Here is an 18,343-nt window from a genome sequence, read left to right as displayed (position 1 = left end):
TAATGCCGGGAGACAGTTTAACAATCGAGGCGGAACTAATAACCCCAATTGCCATGGAACAGGGCTTACGTTTTGCTATCCGTGAAGGTGGCAGAACTATCGGTGCCGGCGTTGTCGGTGATATTGTGGAATAAGGATTTAAGCTATGAGAGAAACAGTGATCTTGGCTTGTCAGGAATGTGGCAGAAGAAATTATACAACTACGAAAAACAGAAGAACTCATCCTGAAAGAGTCGAATATAAAAAGTATTGTCCTTTTGATAAGAAGCATACAATACATAAACAGACAAGATAAAGCAAAGAGTGAAGTCTATATTACGAATGTCAACCTTAGTTGACTTCATCGAGCTCGGAAGCAGCCACGAAGAAGTGTTTTCCTCGGTTCGATACACCTCGACAAAAGAGTCGAGGCACTCAGGGTGACAAGCATAGTGCAGGACAGTAGTTCAATTGGTAGAGCACCGGTCTCCAAAACCGGGGGTTGCGGGTTCGATTCCTGCCTGTCCTGCCAGTTTACGCAGCTGAGTTAGGTAGTGTCAGCCTTTCGAGAGAATTCATCCTTTGATACAATTGGCTTCGCCAATCACTCAGGATGACAAACACTCAGGGTGACAGATACACAGACTGAAGTCTATGCTACAGAAAAAAATGGAATGGTGTTATGATCCAAGGTATAATTAAATTTTTCAAAGATGTGCGGCAGGAACTGAAGTATGTTACTTGGCCGACAAGAGCGGATATAAAAGAAGGGACAGTGGTTGTTATAGTCATGTCTGCCATAGTAGCTCTATTTTTATCCGGAGTGGATGCGATCTTTTCTATGATCATCAGGTTTATTTTGTTAAGATAAAGGTAAAAAATGAACTGGTATGTTTTGCATGTTTACTCCGCCCGAGAGTCCCGAATAAAGGAAGCGATCGAGAAAAGTGTTGCTGGGACTGATATGGAAAAAGATCTGGGTGAGATACTGATCCCTACTCAGAAGACTTTTCATATTAGAGACGGTAAGAAAGTTCAGAGAGAGAAGAAGATCTTTAACAGTTACATTATCATTCAAGCCAATCTAACTCCTGAACTTACTGCTTTCATTCTCAATATGCCCGGCGTAACCCATTTCCTTGGTTCCACTAAAAAACCGGTACCATTGAGCGAAATAGAAGCAAAAAGATTGTTAGGTATTTCTGACCGGGAAGATGAGACGGAAAAGGATTACCAATTTATACAGGGAGATATGGTAAAGATTATTTCCGGTCCTTTTACTGAATTTGAAGGGGTAATTGAAAAAGTTAGTCAGGATAGTCATAAATTAACGGTCAATGTTGCCGTATTTGGGAGGGTTACACCTGTCGAACTGAATACTGATCAGGTTGAACGGATCAATAAGATTTAGATGTTAGGTTTTAGGGATGAACTTTTGGAAGGATAGCAAGTCCATTGGGAGCATAAAAACCGTGATCAGTAATCAGTGATCGGAGAAAAACCTGCGGATGCAAAGCAAGTCCATTGGAAGTGAAGCAAGCATTATCCACGGATGGATACAGATCGTGGAAAGGTGGAATGGTGAAAAGGTGATAGGGTGAAAACTTATGGAAGAATAGCAAGTCCATCGGAAGCGGAGCAAGCATTGAACCACAGAGAGCACGGAGAAAAAAATGAAAAAGAGTTTAGGACACACCAGTGGTAGTGCAGCAAGGAGATATTATAAAAACAGAGGACATGGAGAAAAAATGAGTCGCCCAAGCGGATGGCTAACAAGAAGTAAAGTTGAAAAATAAAATATAGAGGAAAGAAATGGCGTTACCAAAAAATGTTGTGAGTATGATAAAGTTACAATTACCTGCCGGTCAAGCTACTCCGGCACCACCTGTCGGTCCGGCATTAGGGCAAGCAGGGGTCAATATTGCAGACTTCTGCAGGCAATTCAATGATAGAACAAAAGATTCCCCGGGGATGATCTTCCCGGCTGTGATCTATGTCTATAAGAATAAATCATTCTCTTTTGAAATTAAAACTCCACCGGCTGCTGTCTTAATAAGAAAAGAAGCCGGTTTAGCAAAAGGTTCTGCGGAACCTAATATAACAAAAGTCGGCTCGATCACTAAAAATCAAGTGAAGAAAATTGCCGAAATAAAAATGAAAGATCTAAATGCTTATACGATCGATTCTGCGATGAGTATGGTCGAAGGTACTGCCAGAAGCATGGGTGTTAAGATAGAGGGCTGATGGCTTGGAGCTGAGAGCGAAGAGCTAAGGGCTAAGAGCTAAGGGCTAAGAGCTATCTATCGAAAACAGCTAAGTTTCTGTTTTATTAAGCAATGACAATTGTCATTTAATAAGCAAAACCGGAGTATATCAGAACGCAGGAGATTATACTATCCCCTTCACTAAATTAGGGGGCATCCTCGAGGGAGCAATCTATTTTGGTGAAGGGGATCACAAGGAGAAGAGATGAGAAGAAGCAAACGCTACAAGGAAGCGGTGTCAAAGATCGATCGGCTACGCCAGTATGAACTGGAAGAAGCAATAGGGATATTGAAAGAGTTACCACAGGCAAAATTCGATGAAACTATTGAACTTCATATGAATCTGGGCGTAGATCCGAGGAAAGCAGATCAGCAGATCAGGAATTCCATTATCCTTCCTTTCGGTACAGGAAAAAAGGTGAGAGTTTTGGTTTTTGCTGATGGAGAAAAAGCAGACGAAGCTTCCAGATCAGGAGCAGATTATGTCGGTGTTGATGATCTGATGGAAAAGATAACCGGTGGCTGGTTTGATTTTGATATCGTGATCGCAACCCCTAATCTGATGGGTAAGATCGGTAAATTGGGTAAAGTATTGGGTCCCAGAGGATTAATGCCCAATCCGAAAGTTGGGACGGTAACTATGGATGTCGGTAAGGCAGTAGAGGAATCAAAATCGGGTAAGATAGCTTACCGGGTTGATAAATTCTCCAATATTCATGTTCCTGTGGGTAAAATGAGCTTTGCCAAAGAGAATCTGAAAGAGAATATATTAACCATGGTCAGTTCGATCTTAAGAGACAGACCGGCGACTGTTAAAGGGCAATACATCAAGAGTATGGCTATAACCTCAACAATGGGTCCGGGTATCCGGCTAAATGTCGCCAATACCTCTGTGGAAGCAAAGAAATAAGGGGAAGATAATGGCGAATGAACTAAAAGTAAACAAAGTGCAAGACCTGACAGAACGACTAAAAGATGCCAAAGCGATCGTTTTGATAGATTTCAAAGGGATCAATATTGAAGAGGTAGATAATCTGAGAAACCGCATGAGAAATAAACAGGTTGATTATTTCGTCTCCAAGAACAGTTTTATTAAAAGGGCTCTTAACTTGCTGGGGATCTCTGATCTGGATGAGGCATTAGTGGGACCAACCTCGGTGGCAGTTTCCAAAGTTGATGAAATTGCTCCGGCAAGAGGTATTGCGGAATTTATCAAAGAGGTCATGGCAGATAAATCATTTCCGACTTTTAAGGTCGGATATGTTGATGGTAAACTGTATAATAAAGAGGAACTGGAAAGATTAGCAAAACTACCGGCAAAAGAACAACTGATTGCGATGATGCTCAGTGGTTTTAATGCGCCAATGGCTAATTTTGTCTATACTTTGAAAGCTGTGACCAATAAATTTGTCTACGCTGTCGATGCGATCGCTAAGCGGTAAATGACAAGGTGACAGAGTGACAAGGTAACAATGGTGACAAGGTGACAGAGTGACAAGGTAACAATGGTGACAAGGTGTTAGGAAAAAAATCATATAAATTTGGAGGAAAAAATGAGTGATAAAAAACAACAGGTTATTGATATTATTAAAGAGATGACAGTTATGGAACTGTCAGAATTGGTCAAAGAATTGGAAGATTTGTTTGGTGTGTCAGCAGCAGCTCCGGTTGCAGCTCCAGCAGCTCCGGCAGCAGCAGAACAAGCAGAAGAAAAGACGGAATTCACTGTTAACCTTACCGGTGCCGGTGATAAGAAGATACAGACTATAAAAGTTATCAGAGAGATAACTCAATTAGGTTTGAAAGAGGCAAAAGAATTAGTTGATACTTGTCCAAAACCGGTTGTAGAGAATGTATCAAAAGAGGAAGCCGAAACCGTAAAGAAGAAATTGGAAGAAGCAGGAGCCACTGCTGAGATCAAATAGCTTTAGTAAAGCAAAAGATCCCCTTCACCAAAATTGAATACTCCCTCGATGAAGCTTACAATCTTGGTGAAAGGTGATCTTTTGTCATTTTGCAGCGAAGAGCTAAGGGCGAAGATAAGCAAGATGGTGCCTAAAATAATCTATGTTACGAAAATGTGAAGAAAAAAGTCAAATAAGATGCTTTGGAATTAATCTAACCGCTAAACCATAAGGAGAAACGCTTTTGAAAAGTATCAAAAGTTATTCCCGTTTGAAGAAGACGATTGAAGATTCCGGTATTCCGGCAGTGGAGATACCTAATCTTCTGGCAATACAGATCGAATCCTATGATCGATTTCTACAGAAAGATATTCATCCGCAGTTGCGAAAAAATATCGGGTTACAATCTGTTTTTAATACGCTGTTCCCTATAGAGGATACAAAAGGATATTATTTGCTTGAGTTTATTGAATACAGAGTGCTCAAGGAAAAATATGCCAAAGAGGAATGTATTGAAAGAAATCTTTCCTATCAGTCACCGATCAGAGCTAAGATGAAGCTCACTAAATATGACGAAGATATTTTAAAAGAGACCGGTGAAAAAGTAGTTAAAGAGATCATTGAGAATGACGTCTATCTGGGTGAGATCCCACTGATAACTGATGAAGGAACATTCATAATCAATGGTGCTGAACGGGTGATCATCAGCCAGTTGCATCGCTCTCCCGGTGCTTTCTTTGAAGAGGAGAGACATCCTAGCGGGAAATCGCTTATCTCAGCGACTATCATACCCTATAAAGGTTCCTGGTTGGAATTCAGTATGGATGTTAACGATACAATGTATGTTCACATTGATAAGAGAAGGAAGTTGCCGGTTTCTGTTCTCTTGCGTTGTATCGGGCTTTCAACAAATCATGAGATCAGAGAACATTTTTATAAAACAAAAAAAGTCATCATAGAGCAAGCTAAAGGTGAGTTCTTGGCAGAAGATGTCATTGATAAAGAAAATGGCTCTGTGATCATCTCCTGCTGGGAAAAAGTAACCGATGAGAATATTGACGATCTGCGTGAATCGGGATATAAAAAGGTTAAGATCATTGCTTCCGAGTCAGAAGTTCACCGAAAGATCATTGAAAAGACCATTGCTAAGGACTCGACAGTCAACGAAGAAGAAGCTGTCAAAAAAATCTATAATCTGATCAGACCGGGTGAAGAACCGACTATGGAGGCAGCCGTATCTTTAGTGAACAGAATGTTCTTTGATGAGAAGAGATATAACCTGGGAGAAGTCGGTCGCTACAAACTCAATAAACATTTGAATCTGGATATCCCAGAAGATTTTTGTATCCTGACCAAAGAGGATATTATTGCCATCATTGAAAAAATGATCGCTATATATCGTGGTAAGGACGATATTGATGATATTGATAATTTAGCCAATAGACGGATCAGAACTATAGGTGAACTGCTGGAAGATGAATATGCCAACGGCTTAGCAAGGGTATCACGGATAGCTATAGAACGCATGTCAATTACTAATCCCGATGAAGTTACCGTGAGCGATCTGATCAACAGTTCTGCCCTTATAGGTGTAATACAGGCATTCTTTCTTACCGGACAGCTTTCTCAGTTTATGGAGCAAACTAATCCTTTAGCTGCTATTACGCATAAAAGAAGATTGTCTGCCTTGGGTCCGGGGGGGTTAACCCGGGAAAGAGCCGGCTTTGAGGTCAGAGACGTTCATCATTCTCACTATGGAAGAATATGCCCTATTGAAACGCCTGAAGGACCGAACATTGGTTTGATCTCTTCACCTGCTATCTATTCGCGGGTCAACAAGCTCGGTTTTTTGGAAACCCCGTACATCAAAGTCGTTAATGGTAAGATCACTAATCAGGTGGATTATTTAGATGCCGGTGATGAAGAACATTTTATTATTGCTCAAGCTGATGTTAATGTAGGTAAAGACCTACGGATCAAAGATGAACAAGTTTTTGCGAAAGAGGGTGAAGAGTATATCTTAGTTAACCCCGATAAAGTTGAATATATAGATGTATCACCGCAGCAGATCGTTTCTGTCTCTGCTTCTTTGATACCATTCCTTGAACATGACGATGCCAACAGAGCACTTATGGGCTCGAACATGCAACGCCAAGCCGTTCCTTTACTTAATCCGGCAGCTCCGGTAGTTGGTACAGGTATGGAGCAGGTGGTTGCCCGTGACAGTGGTGCTGCAGCCGTGGCACCGTATGATGCTGTTGTTGAAAAGGTAACATCTGCCTATATTGATCTGAGAAAGATCGATGAAAGCGAAGAATCTCTAGATATCCATACAGAAAATCGAGTCTATCTGAAAAAATTCTACCGCTCTAATCAAGATACATGTATGAATCAGAGACCGATCGTTAAAGTTGGTGATAAAGTTAAGAGCGGAGATCCAATTTCTGACGGACCTTCTATCTATGGTGACAAACTCGCTTTGGGACAAAACCTCTTAGTTGCCTTCATGCCTTGGTACGGTTATAATTATGAAGATGCTATCATCCTGAGTGAGAGTGTTGCCCGGGAAGATAAACTGACCTCAATCTATATCGAAGTTCAGGAAGTTTTGGTAAGACAGGTCAAGAATGGGCGGGAAGAACTCGCTTATGATATTCCTAATGTACCGATTCATGCGCTGCGAAATCTTGATAAAACCGGTATTGTAAGAGTCGGATCGGTGATAAAACCGGGTGATATAATCGTTGGTAAGATCACACCGAAGAGTGTCGATATTGATCCCTCTCCGGAAGAGAATCTGATGCGAGCACTTTTTGGTGATAGAGCAGGTAACTTTACCGATAGCTCGTTAAAAGCTAAACCGGGTATGGAAGGGGTCGTTATCGATGTCAAAGTTTTCAAGAAACAGGAAGATATTACAGATTTCGAAACAGATAAGAAAGATATCCTTAATAAACTCAAACAGGAACATACCGAACGAAAGAAAAGAATTGATAACTTCTTGGAAACCAACCTCAAAAAATATCTCTTGGGCGAAAAAGCCAAGAATATTATGGATGCCAAAGATAACCGTTTCTTTATCCCTTCAGGGAAGAAGATCACTAAAGAAGACCTGGTGAAGATCAATTTCAAAAAATTGAGTATTGATTATGAATTAGTAGAAAGTTCAGAAAAGAATCAGCAGATCTTCAACAATATCATTCTGAAAGTAAAAAATGCAACCGAAGAGAGTGATAACATCTTTAAAAAGGAAAAAGAACGTCTGAGACATGGAGATGAACTTCCTTACGGGGTCCATAAAATGGTTAAGGTTTATATCGCAAAAAAGAGAAAGATCCAGGTGGGTGATAAACTTGCCGGAAGACATGGAAACAAAGGTGTGATCTCAAAAATCGCTCCTATCGAAGATATGCCGTTCATGGAAGACGGAACCCCGGTAGAGATCATTCTTAATCCGCTCGGTGTACCGTCGCGTATGAATATCGGACAGATCATGGAAACTCACCTCGGAATGGCTGCCAGATTGTTAGGGTTTGAAGTGGAAACTCCTGTGTTTGATGGTGCCTCTCTCGAAGATATTGAAAAAGAGATGAAAAAAGCAAAACTTCCTCTCGACGGAAAACAGATCCTGTTTGATGGCAAGACCGGTGAACCTTTCAGAGAAAGAGTGACAGTCGGTGTGATCTATATGATGAAGCTAAATCACCTGATAGAAGATAAGATCCATGCTCGCTCAACAGGACCTTACTCCTTAATAACTCAACAACCATTAGGTGGTAAGGCACAACACGGTGGACAGAGATTAGGTGAAATGGAAGTTTGGGCTCTGGAAGCTTATGGAGCATCAAGAATACTTGAAGAGATGCTTACCATCAAATCTGATGATGTTGATGGCAGAACAAGTGCTTTTAAGGCAATTACAAATGGTCAAAATCCTTCCAAACCAGGTGTTCCGGAATCTTTCAATGTTCTGGTCAGTGAATTGAAATCTCTCTGCTTTAATATCGAGTTTCTGACCGACAAAGAGTTATCAAATCATGAATAATAAAGTTATTTCAAACCTTCAACCGATTATTACAGGAGGTTACATTAAGTGATTAGAGAAATAAAAAGAGAAAAAAAGATAGAACATTACGATAATGTAAGGATCAGGATTGCCTCTCCGGAAGCTATCAGAGAATGGTCTTACGGAGAAGTTGTCAAGCCCGATACTCTGAACTATCGTACACTTAGACCAGAAAAAGATGGTCTATTCTGTGAAAGGATTTTCGGACCCGAGAAGGACTATGAATGTAGTTGCGGTAAGTATAAGAAAAAGAGATTTCAGAATACTGTTTGTGACAGATGCGGTGTGGAAGTTACTACATCAAGGGTCAGAAGAGTAAGAATGGGACATATAGAGCTGGCAGTTCCTGTAGCTCATTTCTGGTTCATTAAGAGTATGCCGAGTAAAATAGGAACCTTGCTGGATATCAGTATCAAGAAACTGGAAAGGGTGCTATATTACGAATCATATATTGTACTTGACCCTGGTCATACAAACTATGAAAAGAAAGATCTGATTGATATAGATGACTACTATAAAGAACGTGATAGTTATGATGACGATTTTGTAGCGATGATGGGCGCAGAGGCGATCAAGATTCTCCTCGACGATCTGGATCTGGAAGCTGAAGCGATGAACCTGCGTACCATGATCAAGATGGAAACTTCAGCAATCAAGAAACAGAAAGCGATTAAGAAACTAAAGATAGTTGATGCTTTCCTGAAGTCGGGTAATAATCCCTCTTGGATGATCTTGGAAGTTTTGCCGGTTTTGCCTCCGATCTTGAGACCTTTAGTTCCACTTGAAGGTGGCCGTTTCGCTACGGCTGACTTTAATGATCTTTATCGAAGAGTGATTACAAGAAACAACAGATTAAGGCAGTTGATCGAGATCAGAGCACCGGAAGTCATACTTCGTAACGAGAAAAGAATGTTGCAGGAAGCAGTAGATGCCTTAATTGATAATTCACGAAAGACAAGACCAGTCAAGGGGAGAGGGAATAGACCCTTGAAATCTCTTACTGATCAGCTTACCGGTAAGCAAGGTAGATTTCGTCAGAATCTACTTGGAAAGAGGGTCGATTATTCAGGAAGATCAGTAATTACGGTCGGACCAGATCTGAAGATCAATCAGGTTGGGCTTCCCAAAGAGATGGCAGTTGAACTATTTAAGCCATTCATTATTGAGAAGTTAGAACGTGACGGTGAGATCGAAAAGACAAAGAGTGCCAGAAAACTTGTTGATAAGAAACAGCCGGAGATCTGGAAGATATTAGAAGAGGTTATTCAAGATTATCCGGTGTTATTGAACAGAGCCCCGACTCTTCATAAACTGGGTATTCAGGCATTTCAACCAATTCTGACCGAGAATAAAGCAATCGAGCTACACCCGATGGTTTGTACACCATTTAATGCTGACTTTGACGGTGACCAAATGGCTGTGCACGTACCCCTCTCTCATGAAGCACAGATGGAAGCGAAAGTGCTTATGCTTGCCTCTCGTAATTTATTACTGCCAGCCAATGGTAAGCTGGCTATGGTTGCCAGCCAGGATATTGTTCTCGGATGTTATTATCTGACTATGACCTTGGATAAAGAGCCTGAAGATACAAGTAAACTCAGAACATTCTATAATACGAATGAGGTTTTATTAGCTTATGAGAGTGAAGAAGTAAAGCATAATTATAAGAATTTTGTGCCGGTAAACGTAAAAGAGAACAGAAAGCTTGATATTCATACTTGGATCAATGTAATGATAGATGGCAAAAGGACACTCACGACAGTTGGTAGGGTACTATTCAACCAGATCATCCCCGAAGAAGTCCCTTTCCAGAACAACACATTTGATAAGGGTAAACTCAATGATGTCGCGATGATGTGTTTTGAATCAGTTGGTCAGTTTATTACAGCGAAATTTCTGGATGATCTGAAAGACATGGGATTTAAATATGCGACTAAAGCAGGAGTAACATTCAGTGCCAGTGACATTATTATACCAAAGAAAAAGGAAAAGTTGATCCAAGCCGAAGAAGAGATTATCAAGAATATTATTGATAATTACAATAAGGGTTTGATCACCGAAGGAGAGAAATCTCAAAGGGTTATCGATAGATGGAAGAATGTTACTGAAAAAGTAACAGAAGCCCTAATGGAGGAATTAGTTGTAGATCAGGGCGGTTTTAATTCAATCCATATGATGTATCTATCCGGTGCCAGAGGTGGTAAGGATCAGATCAAGCAGTTAGGCGGTATGCGTGGATTAATGGATAAACCAACAAAGACCGGTTCAGAAAAAGCAGAAGTTATTGATACCCCGATCAAATCGAACTTCAAAGAAGGTCTGACCGTGTTGGAGTATTTTATTTCTACTCATGGTGCCAGAAAAGGTTTGGCAGATACAGCTCTGAAAACAGCAGATGCCGGTTATTTGACGCGTCGTTTAGTTGATGTTGCCCAGAATGCAATTATATTGCAGGAAGATTGTGGTACAATCGAGGGTCTGGAAGTCTCAGCCATAAAAGAAGGTTTAGAGGTAGTGGTATCTTTAGCTGAAAGAATTCAGGGTAGAACAGCTCTGGAAGATGTTAATGATCCGATAACAGGAAAGCTGCTAATCAGTGCGGGTGAAGAGATCACCAATGAAGCAGCGAGAAAAGTCCAGAAACATGGCGTTGTTTCTGTGAAGATCAGGTCGGTAGTCACCTGCGAAGCGAAAAAAGGTATTTGCGCAAAATGTTACGGCAGAAATCTGGCAACTCAGAAACCGGTATTTATTGGAGAACCTGTCGGGATCATAGCTGCCCAAAGCATAGGCGAACCGGGAACACAGCTTACCTTAAGAACCTTCCACATCGGAGGAGCAGCCAGTACAGACATTGAATCTGCTGAGGTTTCAGCTTCTGTGGATGGGATCATAAAGTTCAAGAGAATGAATACTGTTACTACTAAGACAGGTGAGTTGATCTCAATAAGTAAACTCGGTAAGATCCAGTTATTAGCAGAAGATGGTAAAACAGTTCTGGATGAGTATAAGGTTGAATACGCCGCAACGATCTTTGTCAGGGACGGTGAAAGCGTAGTGAAGGATTTTAAGCTCTTCTCTTGGGATCCCTATAATAACCCTCTGATTGCTACTGCTGAAGGTCATATTCAATTTGAAAATCTGATCAAAGACGTAACATACAGAGAAGAGTTTAACGAACAGATCGGTAAACGAGAGACTACGATCATCGAATCAAAAGATAGAAAACTGCAACCTCAGTTCAAGCTAATTAAACCGAATAAAGCCGTTGAGATAGTTCCCTTACAAACCGGCTTAAGTTTAGAAATAGAAGATGGAGCTTATGTCTATCCGGGAGATGTCTTAGGTAAGATATCAAGAGTTACGACCAAGACGCGGGATATTACCGGAGGACTACCAAGGGTAGGGGATCTCTTTGAAGCCCGCATTCCAAAGGAAAAAGCAATAATTACCGAGATCACAGGTAAGGTAAGGATAGGTGATCTGACCAAATTGGGAAGAACCATCTTTGTCATAGCAGAGACCGGAGAAGAGAAGAAATATATCATCCCCCCCGGTAAACGTCTTGTAGTTCATCAGGGAGACTTTATTGAGAACGGAGATCCTTTATCAGATGGACCATTAGACCCGCATGATATTTTGGCAGCCAAAGGTATCAAAGCTGCCCAGATGCTGATACTCAATGAGATCCAGGAAATATACCGTAAACAGGGTGTGAAGATAGACGATAAACACTTAGGTGTCATTATCAGACAGATGTTCAAGAAGGTCAAAATAGTTGATCCGGGACATACATACTTTTTGGAAGGCGATCTGGTCGATAAGAACGATGTCTTGGCAGAGAATATGAAGATCGAGGAAGAGGGTGGTTCCGGAGCAACCTATGAGCAGGTTTTACTTGGTATCACCAAAGCATCTCTTCATACAGACAGTTGGTTATCTGCTGCTTCATTCCAAGAGACAACCAAGATCTTAACACAGGCATCAATTGAAGGCAAGATAGACCAATTAGAAGGTTTGAAAGAGAGTATCATTCTTGGTCACCGCGTACCTGTCGGAACCGGATCAAAACATTATAACAATATTGTGAATAAAGCCGTTGAAGAGGGTAAGACTATCGCTGAGATAGTACGCGAGATAGCACATCAGCAAGAGAAAAAAGAAGCAGAAGATATCTTGAATTTTTAAATAAAAATGGAGGAAAATAGTGCCAACAATTAATCAATTAGTACGCAAAGGAAGAAAGAAGATCGCTAAGAAACATAAGAACCGTGCCCTGGAAGCATGTCCTCAAAGACGGGGAGTATGTACGAGAGTATATACCACAACCCCCAAAAAACCAAACTCTGCCTTGAGAAAAGTTGCTCGAGTCAGATTGACCAACGGTTTTGAGGTAACAGCATATATTCCGGGAGAAGGTCACAATCTTCAGGAACACTCAATTGTCTTGATCAGAGGTGGCAGGATCAAAGATCTTCCCGGCGTCAGGTTTCATATCGTCAGAGGTGCTCTTGATGCGAGTGGAGTAGAGAAAAGGGTCAATTCCCGTTCCAAATACGGTACCAAAAGACCGAAAAAGTAAAGGTGAGGATTTATAAATGGCGAGGAAAAAAAAGTCAGTACAGAGAGAAATACTACCCGATCCGAAATATAATAATGTTAAGTTGACCAAGTTCATCAATTGCGTTATGAGAAAAGGTAAAAAGAGCATTGCTGAGGGAATAGTTTATGGTGCCCTGGATATCATCTCCGAGAAATCGAAGAAAGATCCTTTAGAGGTTTTCCTGCAAGCGATAGACAATGTTCGTCCGGTTGTTAAAGTTGTTTCCAAAAGAGTTGGCGGTCAGAACTATCAGGTTCCGATCGAAGTAACCGAGAAGAATGGGCAGGCGATAGCATTTCGCTGGATCATCAGTCATGCTAAGAGCCGCTCTGAAAAGAGCATGAAGCAGAGATTAGCGGCTGAGTTACTTGCTGCTTTTGATAAAGAGGGATCGAGTATCAAGAAGCGGGAAGATACCCATAAGATGGCTGAAGCGAACAAGGCATTTGCTCACCTGCGTTGGTAACTACCAAGCTCTACGCTCTTAGCTCCAGCCCCTACCATGTCCAAATTATCAGGTCTTTCGTCAATAAGGAACATAGGGATCATTGCCCATATTGATGCGGGGAAAACTACAGTAACCGAAAGGATCCTCTATTATACAGGTTATTTGCACCGCATGGGTGAAGTCCATGACGGTAATGCCTTTATGGACTGGATGGAGCAGGAGAAAGAGCGAGGTATAACTATTACCTCCGCCGTGACCACCTGTTTTTGGCAAGAGAAGCAGATCAATATTATCGACACCCCCGGTCATGTAGATTTCACCGCTGAGGTTGAAAGATCGTTGCGGGTTTTAGATGGAGCGATCGGTGTTTTTTGTGGAGTTGCCGGTGTCGAACCCCAATCAGAGACTGTCTGGCATCAGGCAGATCATTACCGGGTACCACGTTTAGCTTTTATTAATAAGATGGATAGAATAGGGGCAGATTTTGATCATGTCGTAGATATGATCCGGGAAAGGTTGACCCCTCATGCTTTTGCCATCCAGATACCACTTGGTAAAGAAGACAATTTTCAGGGGATCATTGATCTGGTCACAATGCAGGCCTATCTTTTTGATCTCACCACCCTCGGTTTACAGTATGCTATCGCAGAGATCCCGGAGATCTATCAGGAGAGTGCTTATCAGTTAAGGGAGAAAATGCTTGAGATTTTAGCGGAACACGATGAAGAGATTTTAGACAAATACATCCACGGTGCACAGATAACACCCGATCTCTTAAAGAGAACGATCAGGGCTTTAACCCTCAGAAACCAGGTAATACCTGTTCTCTGTGGTTCTGCACTCAAAAATACCGGCATTCAACTTCTGCTTGATGCTGTTGCCGATTACCTCCCCTCACCACCGGAAGTTCCTCCTATGAAAGGCAAAGACCGCAAAACCGGCAGGGAGATCTCACTCTATCCCTCGTATGACGATAAATTCGCCTGCTTATGTTTCAAGGTCCAGATGGATAAATATGTCGGCAAGCTTCTCTATGTCAGGGTTTATTCAGGAACTATCAAACGGGGGGATCTGGTGGTCAATCAGACCACTAACCGCAAAGAACGAATTGCCCGTATTTTACAGATGTTTTCCAATAAAAAAGTAGATATTGATACTCTTCGTGCCGGAGACATCGGGGCTATTGTCGGTATGAAAGCTACCATAACCGGAGATACTCTGACTACGGAAGAAAATGATCTCCTCCTGGAACCGATAACCTTTCCCGATTCGGTGATCTCAGTAGCTATAGAGCCCAAGACCAAAGCAGACCAGGATAACCTCTCTGATGCTCTCAACAGAATGCAGGAAGAGGATCCCACTTTCCACGTTCATCAGGATAAAGAAACGGGACAAACTTTGATCTCAGGTATGGGAGAGCTACACCTGGAAATTATCATTGACAGATTGAGAAAGGAACAGAATGTAAACTTGAACTCGGGTAATCCACAAGTCTCCTACAAAGAAACTATTACTAAAACGATCGAGACGGTCGGTGAGTTTATCCGTGATTTAGAAGGTAAAGGACATTTTGCTGTCGTGAAGTTAAGAATGTCCCCCTTGCCGGAAGGAACTACAGAGGAGCATACCAGGAACAGATTTGTTAACCGGGTTAGCGAGAATGTCATCCCTGACCAATTCTGGAAAGCGGTAGAAGAGGGTTGCTTAAGTGCCCTCATAGATGGACCTTTGACCGGTAGCCCTGTCGAGAAGGTCAATATTGAACTGATTGGTGGAGAATTCAATGAGTTGGTCTCCAAAGACGTTGACTTTCTGATCGCTTCCTCGGTAGCGGTAAGTAATGGCTTGCCGAAAGCCGGACCAGTGATTATGGAACCGATAATGTTGGTTAACGTTTTGACACCGGAAGAATTTGTCGGGGATATTATCGGAGATATTAATGCCAAGCGGGGGAAAGTTATCGTTATCCGTTCCAATCAGAACAAACAGAACATAGTGGCAGAAGTACCGATGAGTGAACTTTTCGGTTATTCGACCCGGATAAGGTCACTTTCCCAGGGCAGGGCAATATATACAATGGAGTTTTTGAAGTATGAAAAGACAACTACTGTTATTCAAAACGGAATTATCAAAAATATCAGAGGATATTAGTGATCTGTTTCCATAATGTAGCGGTTTTTTGGGATCATGTGCTAACATTTTTTTAATCGTTGTGGTTGCCACCTTGAGTGATCGGCTGGGCGGATTGTATCGAACCGAGGAAAACACTTCTTCGTGGCTGCTTCCGAGCTCGACGAAGTCAACTCATTCGTTGGCTTCGTGGCTGCTTCCGAGCTCGACGAAGTCAACTCAGGGTCGACGGAGTTAATAAAAAAAATATTTAAGCTTGTCTCAATTTTGACGAGCAACAAAGAGGAGTAAGAGATGGATTTAACCTTAGATTTTGCCGATAGTAAAGCATTAATGAAGATTGAGGGAGCTGTTTCCAGTGAGAATGTATTTTTTCTGCAAGATAAACTCAATGAGGTCTTAAAATCAAATGTAAACCGCTTGGAAATTGATTTAAGTGCTTGCAGGAGTATGTGTAGTTCTGCAATAGGCAAGATCCTCTATTTTTTCAAAGATTTCCAGGAACGTAATGGGGTATTAGAGATAGTTAAATGTTCACCCAGTATTTATGAACTTTTTACTACGATCAAACTTAACCAGCTCTTTAACATAAGCTTATGATCATCTGATGAGTGATAAGATTTTAGTTGTTGATACAAACGAAGACCTATTGCAATCTATCCAGCAATTGTTAGAGTTGTATAAATTTGAAGTTGATCTTGCTTTTTCAGGAAAAGATGCCTTAGAAAAGATCACTTTGTATAATTATGACGTAGTTCTTTCGGATATTCATCTTCCTGATTTTAACGGCTTGGAACTCTTAGAACGCATTAAGTTTACAATTAACTCAGAGATCCCTGTAATTCTGATGACTGGAATGATAACTATTGATATAGCTGTTAAATCGATCAATCTTGGTGCTGCGGACTTTATCAAGAAGCCGTTCAATGATTCCCAAATATATAAGGCGATCCTGCGACAGATAAGTAAAAGGAAGAAGGATTCATACTTTAATAACTATACCCGGTATCTGTTAGGTACCAATTACTCTTTTGAGTTCACAGCTAATGACTACATTGAATTTAACATAACCGACTTTCTGGTTAGCCATCTGATCAAATTAAAGGAGATCACCCCGGCAGTTTGCAATGAGCTCTCTTTATGTATAGAAGAAATGCTCAGTAATGCCTTCATACACGGGACATTTCTGATCGCTTCTTCGTATAAGCAAATGGATCACGATGAATACAATGACTTGATCAATCAGTTATTAAAGGACAGTGAGATCAAAAACAAAAGGGTCTCTGTTAACATCAGTTATCGCAAAAAAGCCAAAGTTGTCTTGATCACAGTTACTGATCAAGGCAATGGATTTGATTTTAAAAGCCATGATCTGGAAGATGAAAAGAACATCTTTCGTGGCCTGTCTCTGATCAAGATCATAGCCGACAATGTGCAATTTTTTAACGAAGGAAGGACCATCAGGATCGAGAAGAAGATAGGCAGAAAACAAAAAAGAGCTTTGACAGTAACTCAGGAATAGGTATCAGGTGTTAGGAAAAAATCATACCTTCTTTCGCCCTCCGCCCTTCGCCCTTCGCCTGTTTTTTTCCTCATTCTCTATTCTCCCTTCTCATTGATCAATATAAGATAAAACAGTGGTTGGTAAAGGAATCTACATTATGTTTTTTAATACTCTGGTCGGTGTTGAGATCTCTCCATTACGAAAGACTTACTACCGTAACTCTTTCTCCAGTCGAGATGACACAGAGAAAAGTGTCATGTTATGAGAAGCCCCATGTACTTTGATTCTGTCACTCAACTAATTATATACTTATCAGAACTTTTCTCTAAACATAAACTGAGCCATCCGCAATCTGATGCTCAATTAATAGTTTCCCACTATACCGGTATTCCCCGTTTGGAGTTAAATTTACATGCTCAAGACAAGCTATCAAAAGACCAGATCTCTCATATTATCGGAGCGTCACAACGAAGAACAAAACACGAACCTCTGCAACACATTTTTGGAGAGACCTGTTTTATGGGGTTTGAATTTTTAGTTGATCCGGATGTGCTAATTCCTCGAAAAGAAACGGAGTTGTTAGTAGAACAGGTAATTAAAGATAACCAAGAAAGCAGATCATTGCTGGATATTGGTACCGGATCAGGTAACATTGCCATTTCTATCGCGAAACTCTGTCCCGATTGGGATGTTGAAGCCACTGATATATCTAAAAATGCTCTAAAAGTTGCCCGGAATAATGCTACTCGTAATGGGGTTGAAGTTGTTTTTTATCATACTGATCTCTATCAGGGAATAAGTAAATGTTACGATATAATCGTTTCCAATCCGCCCTATGTTTCGGAAAGAGATTATCTGGAACTTTCTCCTGAAGTAAGGGTCTTTGAACCTCGATTAGCTTTATTAGCGAAGGAAGAAGGGTTGTTTTTCTTTCGCAGGATCCTGCAAGAAGGAGCAAAACATCTAAATCCCGACGGTTTGGTCTATTTTGAGATCGGTCATAATCAAAGTAATAGAATTATGGATCTTGCAGCAGAATTGAATTACAGAGTTGTTGACATTTATAAGGACTATCAACAGTTTGATCGTATAGTGAAATTAGGCAAACTAAATCCTATATTAGAAAAAGTTTGTCATCTCGACTGGAGAAAGAGTTACGGTAGTAAGTCTTTCGTAATGGAGAGATCTCATCACGGACTCACATTAAATACGAAATCATACATGCTATACCATTATCAGTGATGAGATGTCTCGACTTCGCTCGACATGACAAAAAGGTGGACCACTCGAACCGAGGAAAACACTTCTTCGCCTGCCCTATGAAATCCTTTTTCCATTTCATCGGGGTGGCTGCTTCCGAGCTCGACGAAGTCAACTCATTCGTTGGCTTCGTGGCTGCTTCCGAGCTCGACGAAGTCAACTCAGGGTCGACGAAGTCATCTAAG

The 18,343-nt window shown here is 41.1% G+C and carries 16 protein-coding genes and 1 tRNA gene; all 17 read left to right on the top strand.

Annotation, left to right across the window (positions count from 1 at the left end; all coding sequences use genetic code 11):
- Window positions 1-134, top strand: a 134-nt coding sequence (gene tuf / locus K0B81_02225) for an elongation factor Tu (GenBank protein ID MBW6515417.1), incomplete at its 5' end; no start/stop codon positions are given.
- Window positions 135-145: 11 nt separating this feature from the next.
- Window positions 146-295 carry a 50S ribosomal protein L33 gene (gene rpmG, locus K0B81_02220; protein MBW6515416.1) on the top strand — a complete coding sequence of 50 codons (150 nt, stop codon included), beginning with the start codon at window positions 146-148 and terminating at the stop codon, window positions 293-295.
- Window positions 296-435: 140 nt separating this feature from the next.
- A tRNA-Trp gene (locus K0B81_02215) sits at window positions 436-511 on the top strand.
- Between the two features lie 150 nt (window positions 512-661).
- On the top strand, window positions 662-850 hold the full coding sequence (gene secE, locus K0B81_02210) for a preprotein translocase subunit SecE (GenBank protein MBW6515415.1): 189 nt from the start codon (window positions 662-664) through the stop codon (window positions 848-850).
- Window positions 851-859: 9 nt separating this feature from the next.
- Window positions 860-1,390, top strand: a complete 531-nt coding sequence (nusG, locus tag K0B81_02205) for a transcription termination/antitermination protein NusG (GenBank protein MBW6515414.1) — start codon at window positions 860-862, stop codon at window positions 1,388-1,390.
- A gap of 401 nt (window positions 1,391-1,791) precedes the next feature.
- A complete protein-coding gene (gene rplK, locus K0B81_02200; protein MBW6515413.1) occupies window positions 1,792-2,223 on the top strand; it encodes a 50S ribosomal protein L11 in 432 nt (143 codons plus the stop codon).
- 225 nt (window positions 2,224-2,448) lie between these two features.
- Window positions 2,449-3,153: a 50S ribosomal protein L1 gene (gene rplA, locus K0B81_02195; GenBank protein MBW6515412.1), complete on the top strand. Its 705-nt coding sequence runs from the start codon at window positions 2,449-2,451 to the stop codon at window positions 3,151-3,153.
- Window positions 3,154-3,163: 10 nt separating this feature from the next.
- Window positions 3,164-3,685, top strand: a complete 522-nt coding sequence (rplJ, locus tag K0B81_02190) for a 50S ribosomal protein L10 (GenBank protein ID MBW6515411.1) — start codon at window positions 3,164-3,166, stop codon at window positions 3,683-3,685.
- Between the two features lie 111 nt (window positions 3,686-3,796).
- A complete protein-coding gene (gene rplL, locus K0B81_02185; GenBank protein MBW6515410.1) occupies window positions 3,797-4,168 on the top strand; it encodes a 50S ribosomal protein L7/L12 in 372 nt (123 codons plus the stop codon).
- A 223-nt stretch (window positions 4,169-4,391) separates the two neighbouring features.
- The gene (gene rpoB / locus K0B81_02180; protein MBW6515409.1) at window positions 4,392-8,192 is read left to right on the top strand and encodes a DNA-directed RNA polymerase subunit beta; all 3,801 of its coding nucleotides are present in this window, start codon (window positions 4,392-4,394) and stop codon (window positions 8,190-8,192) included.
- 48 nt (window positions 8,193-8,240) lie between these two features.
- Window positions 8,241-12,401, top strand: a complete 4,161-nt coding sequence (rpoC, locus tag K0B81_02175) for a DNA-directed RNA polymerase subunit beta' (GenBank protein ID MBW6515408.1) — start codon at window positions 8,241-8,243, stop codon at window positions 12,399-12,401.
- 19 nt (window positions 12,402-12,420) lie between these two features.
- A complete protein-coding gene (rpsL, locus tag K0B81_02170; GenBank protein ID MBW6515407.1) occupies window positions 12,421-12,795 on the top strand; it encodes a 30S ribosomal protein S12 in 375 nt (124 codons plus the stop codon).
- A gap of 16 nt (window positions 12,796-12,811) precedes the next feature.
- Complete coding sequence (gene rpsG / locus K0B81_02165) at window positions 12,812-13,282, top strand: 30S ribosomal protein S7 (GenBank protein MBW6515406.1); 471 nt, start codon at window positions 12,812-12,814, stop codon at window positions 13,280-13,282.
- 36 nt (window positions 13,283-13,318) lie between these two features.
- The gene (fusA, locus tag K0B81_02160; protein ID MBW6515405.1) at window positions 13,319-15,415 is read left to right on the top strand and encodes an elongation factor G; all 2,097 of its coding nucleotides are present in this window, start codon (window positions 13,319-13,321) and stop codon (window positions 15,413-15,415) included.
- Between the two features lie 273 nt (window positions 15,416-15,688).
- Window positions 15,689-15,994 carry an STAS domain-containing protein gene (locus K0B81_02155; protein MBW6515404.1) on the top strand — a complete coding sequence of 102 codons (306 nt, stop codon included), beginning with the start codon at window positions 15,689-15,691 and terminating at the stop codon, window positions 15,992-15,994.
- A gap of 7 nt (window positions 15,995-16,001) precedes the next feature.
- Window positions 16,002-16,916: a response regulator gene (locus K0B81_02150; protein MBW6515403.1), complete on the top strand. Its 915-nt coding sequence runs from the start codon at window positions 16,002-16,004 to the stop codon at window positions 16,914-16,916.
- A 243-nt stretch (window positions 16,917-17,159) separates the two neighbouring features.
- The gene (gene prmC, locus K0B81_02145) at window positions 17,160-18,140 is read left to right on the top strand and encodes a peptide chain release factor N(5)-glutamine methyltransferase (GenBank protein MBW6515402.1); all 981 of its coding nucleotides are present in this window, start codon (window positions 17,160-17,162) and stop codon (window positions 18,138-18,140) included.
- Window positions 18,141-18,343 lie beyond the last annotated feature (203 nt).

The organism is Candidatus Cloacimonadota bacterium (assembly GCA_019429305.1).
In the GTDB taxonomy this organism is placed as follows: domain Bacteria; phylum Cloacimonadota; class Cloacimonadia; order Cloacimonadales; family JAJBBL01; genus JAHYIR01.
Note: the sequence above shows the minus strand (reverse complement) of the source record. Positions and strands in the feature narration are given on the sequence as shown.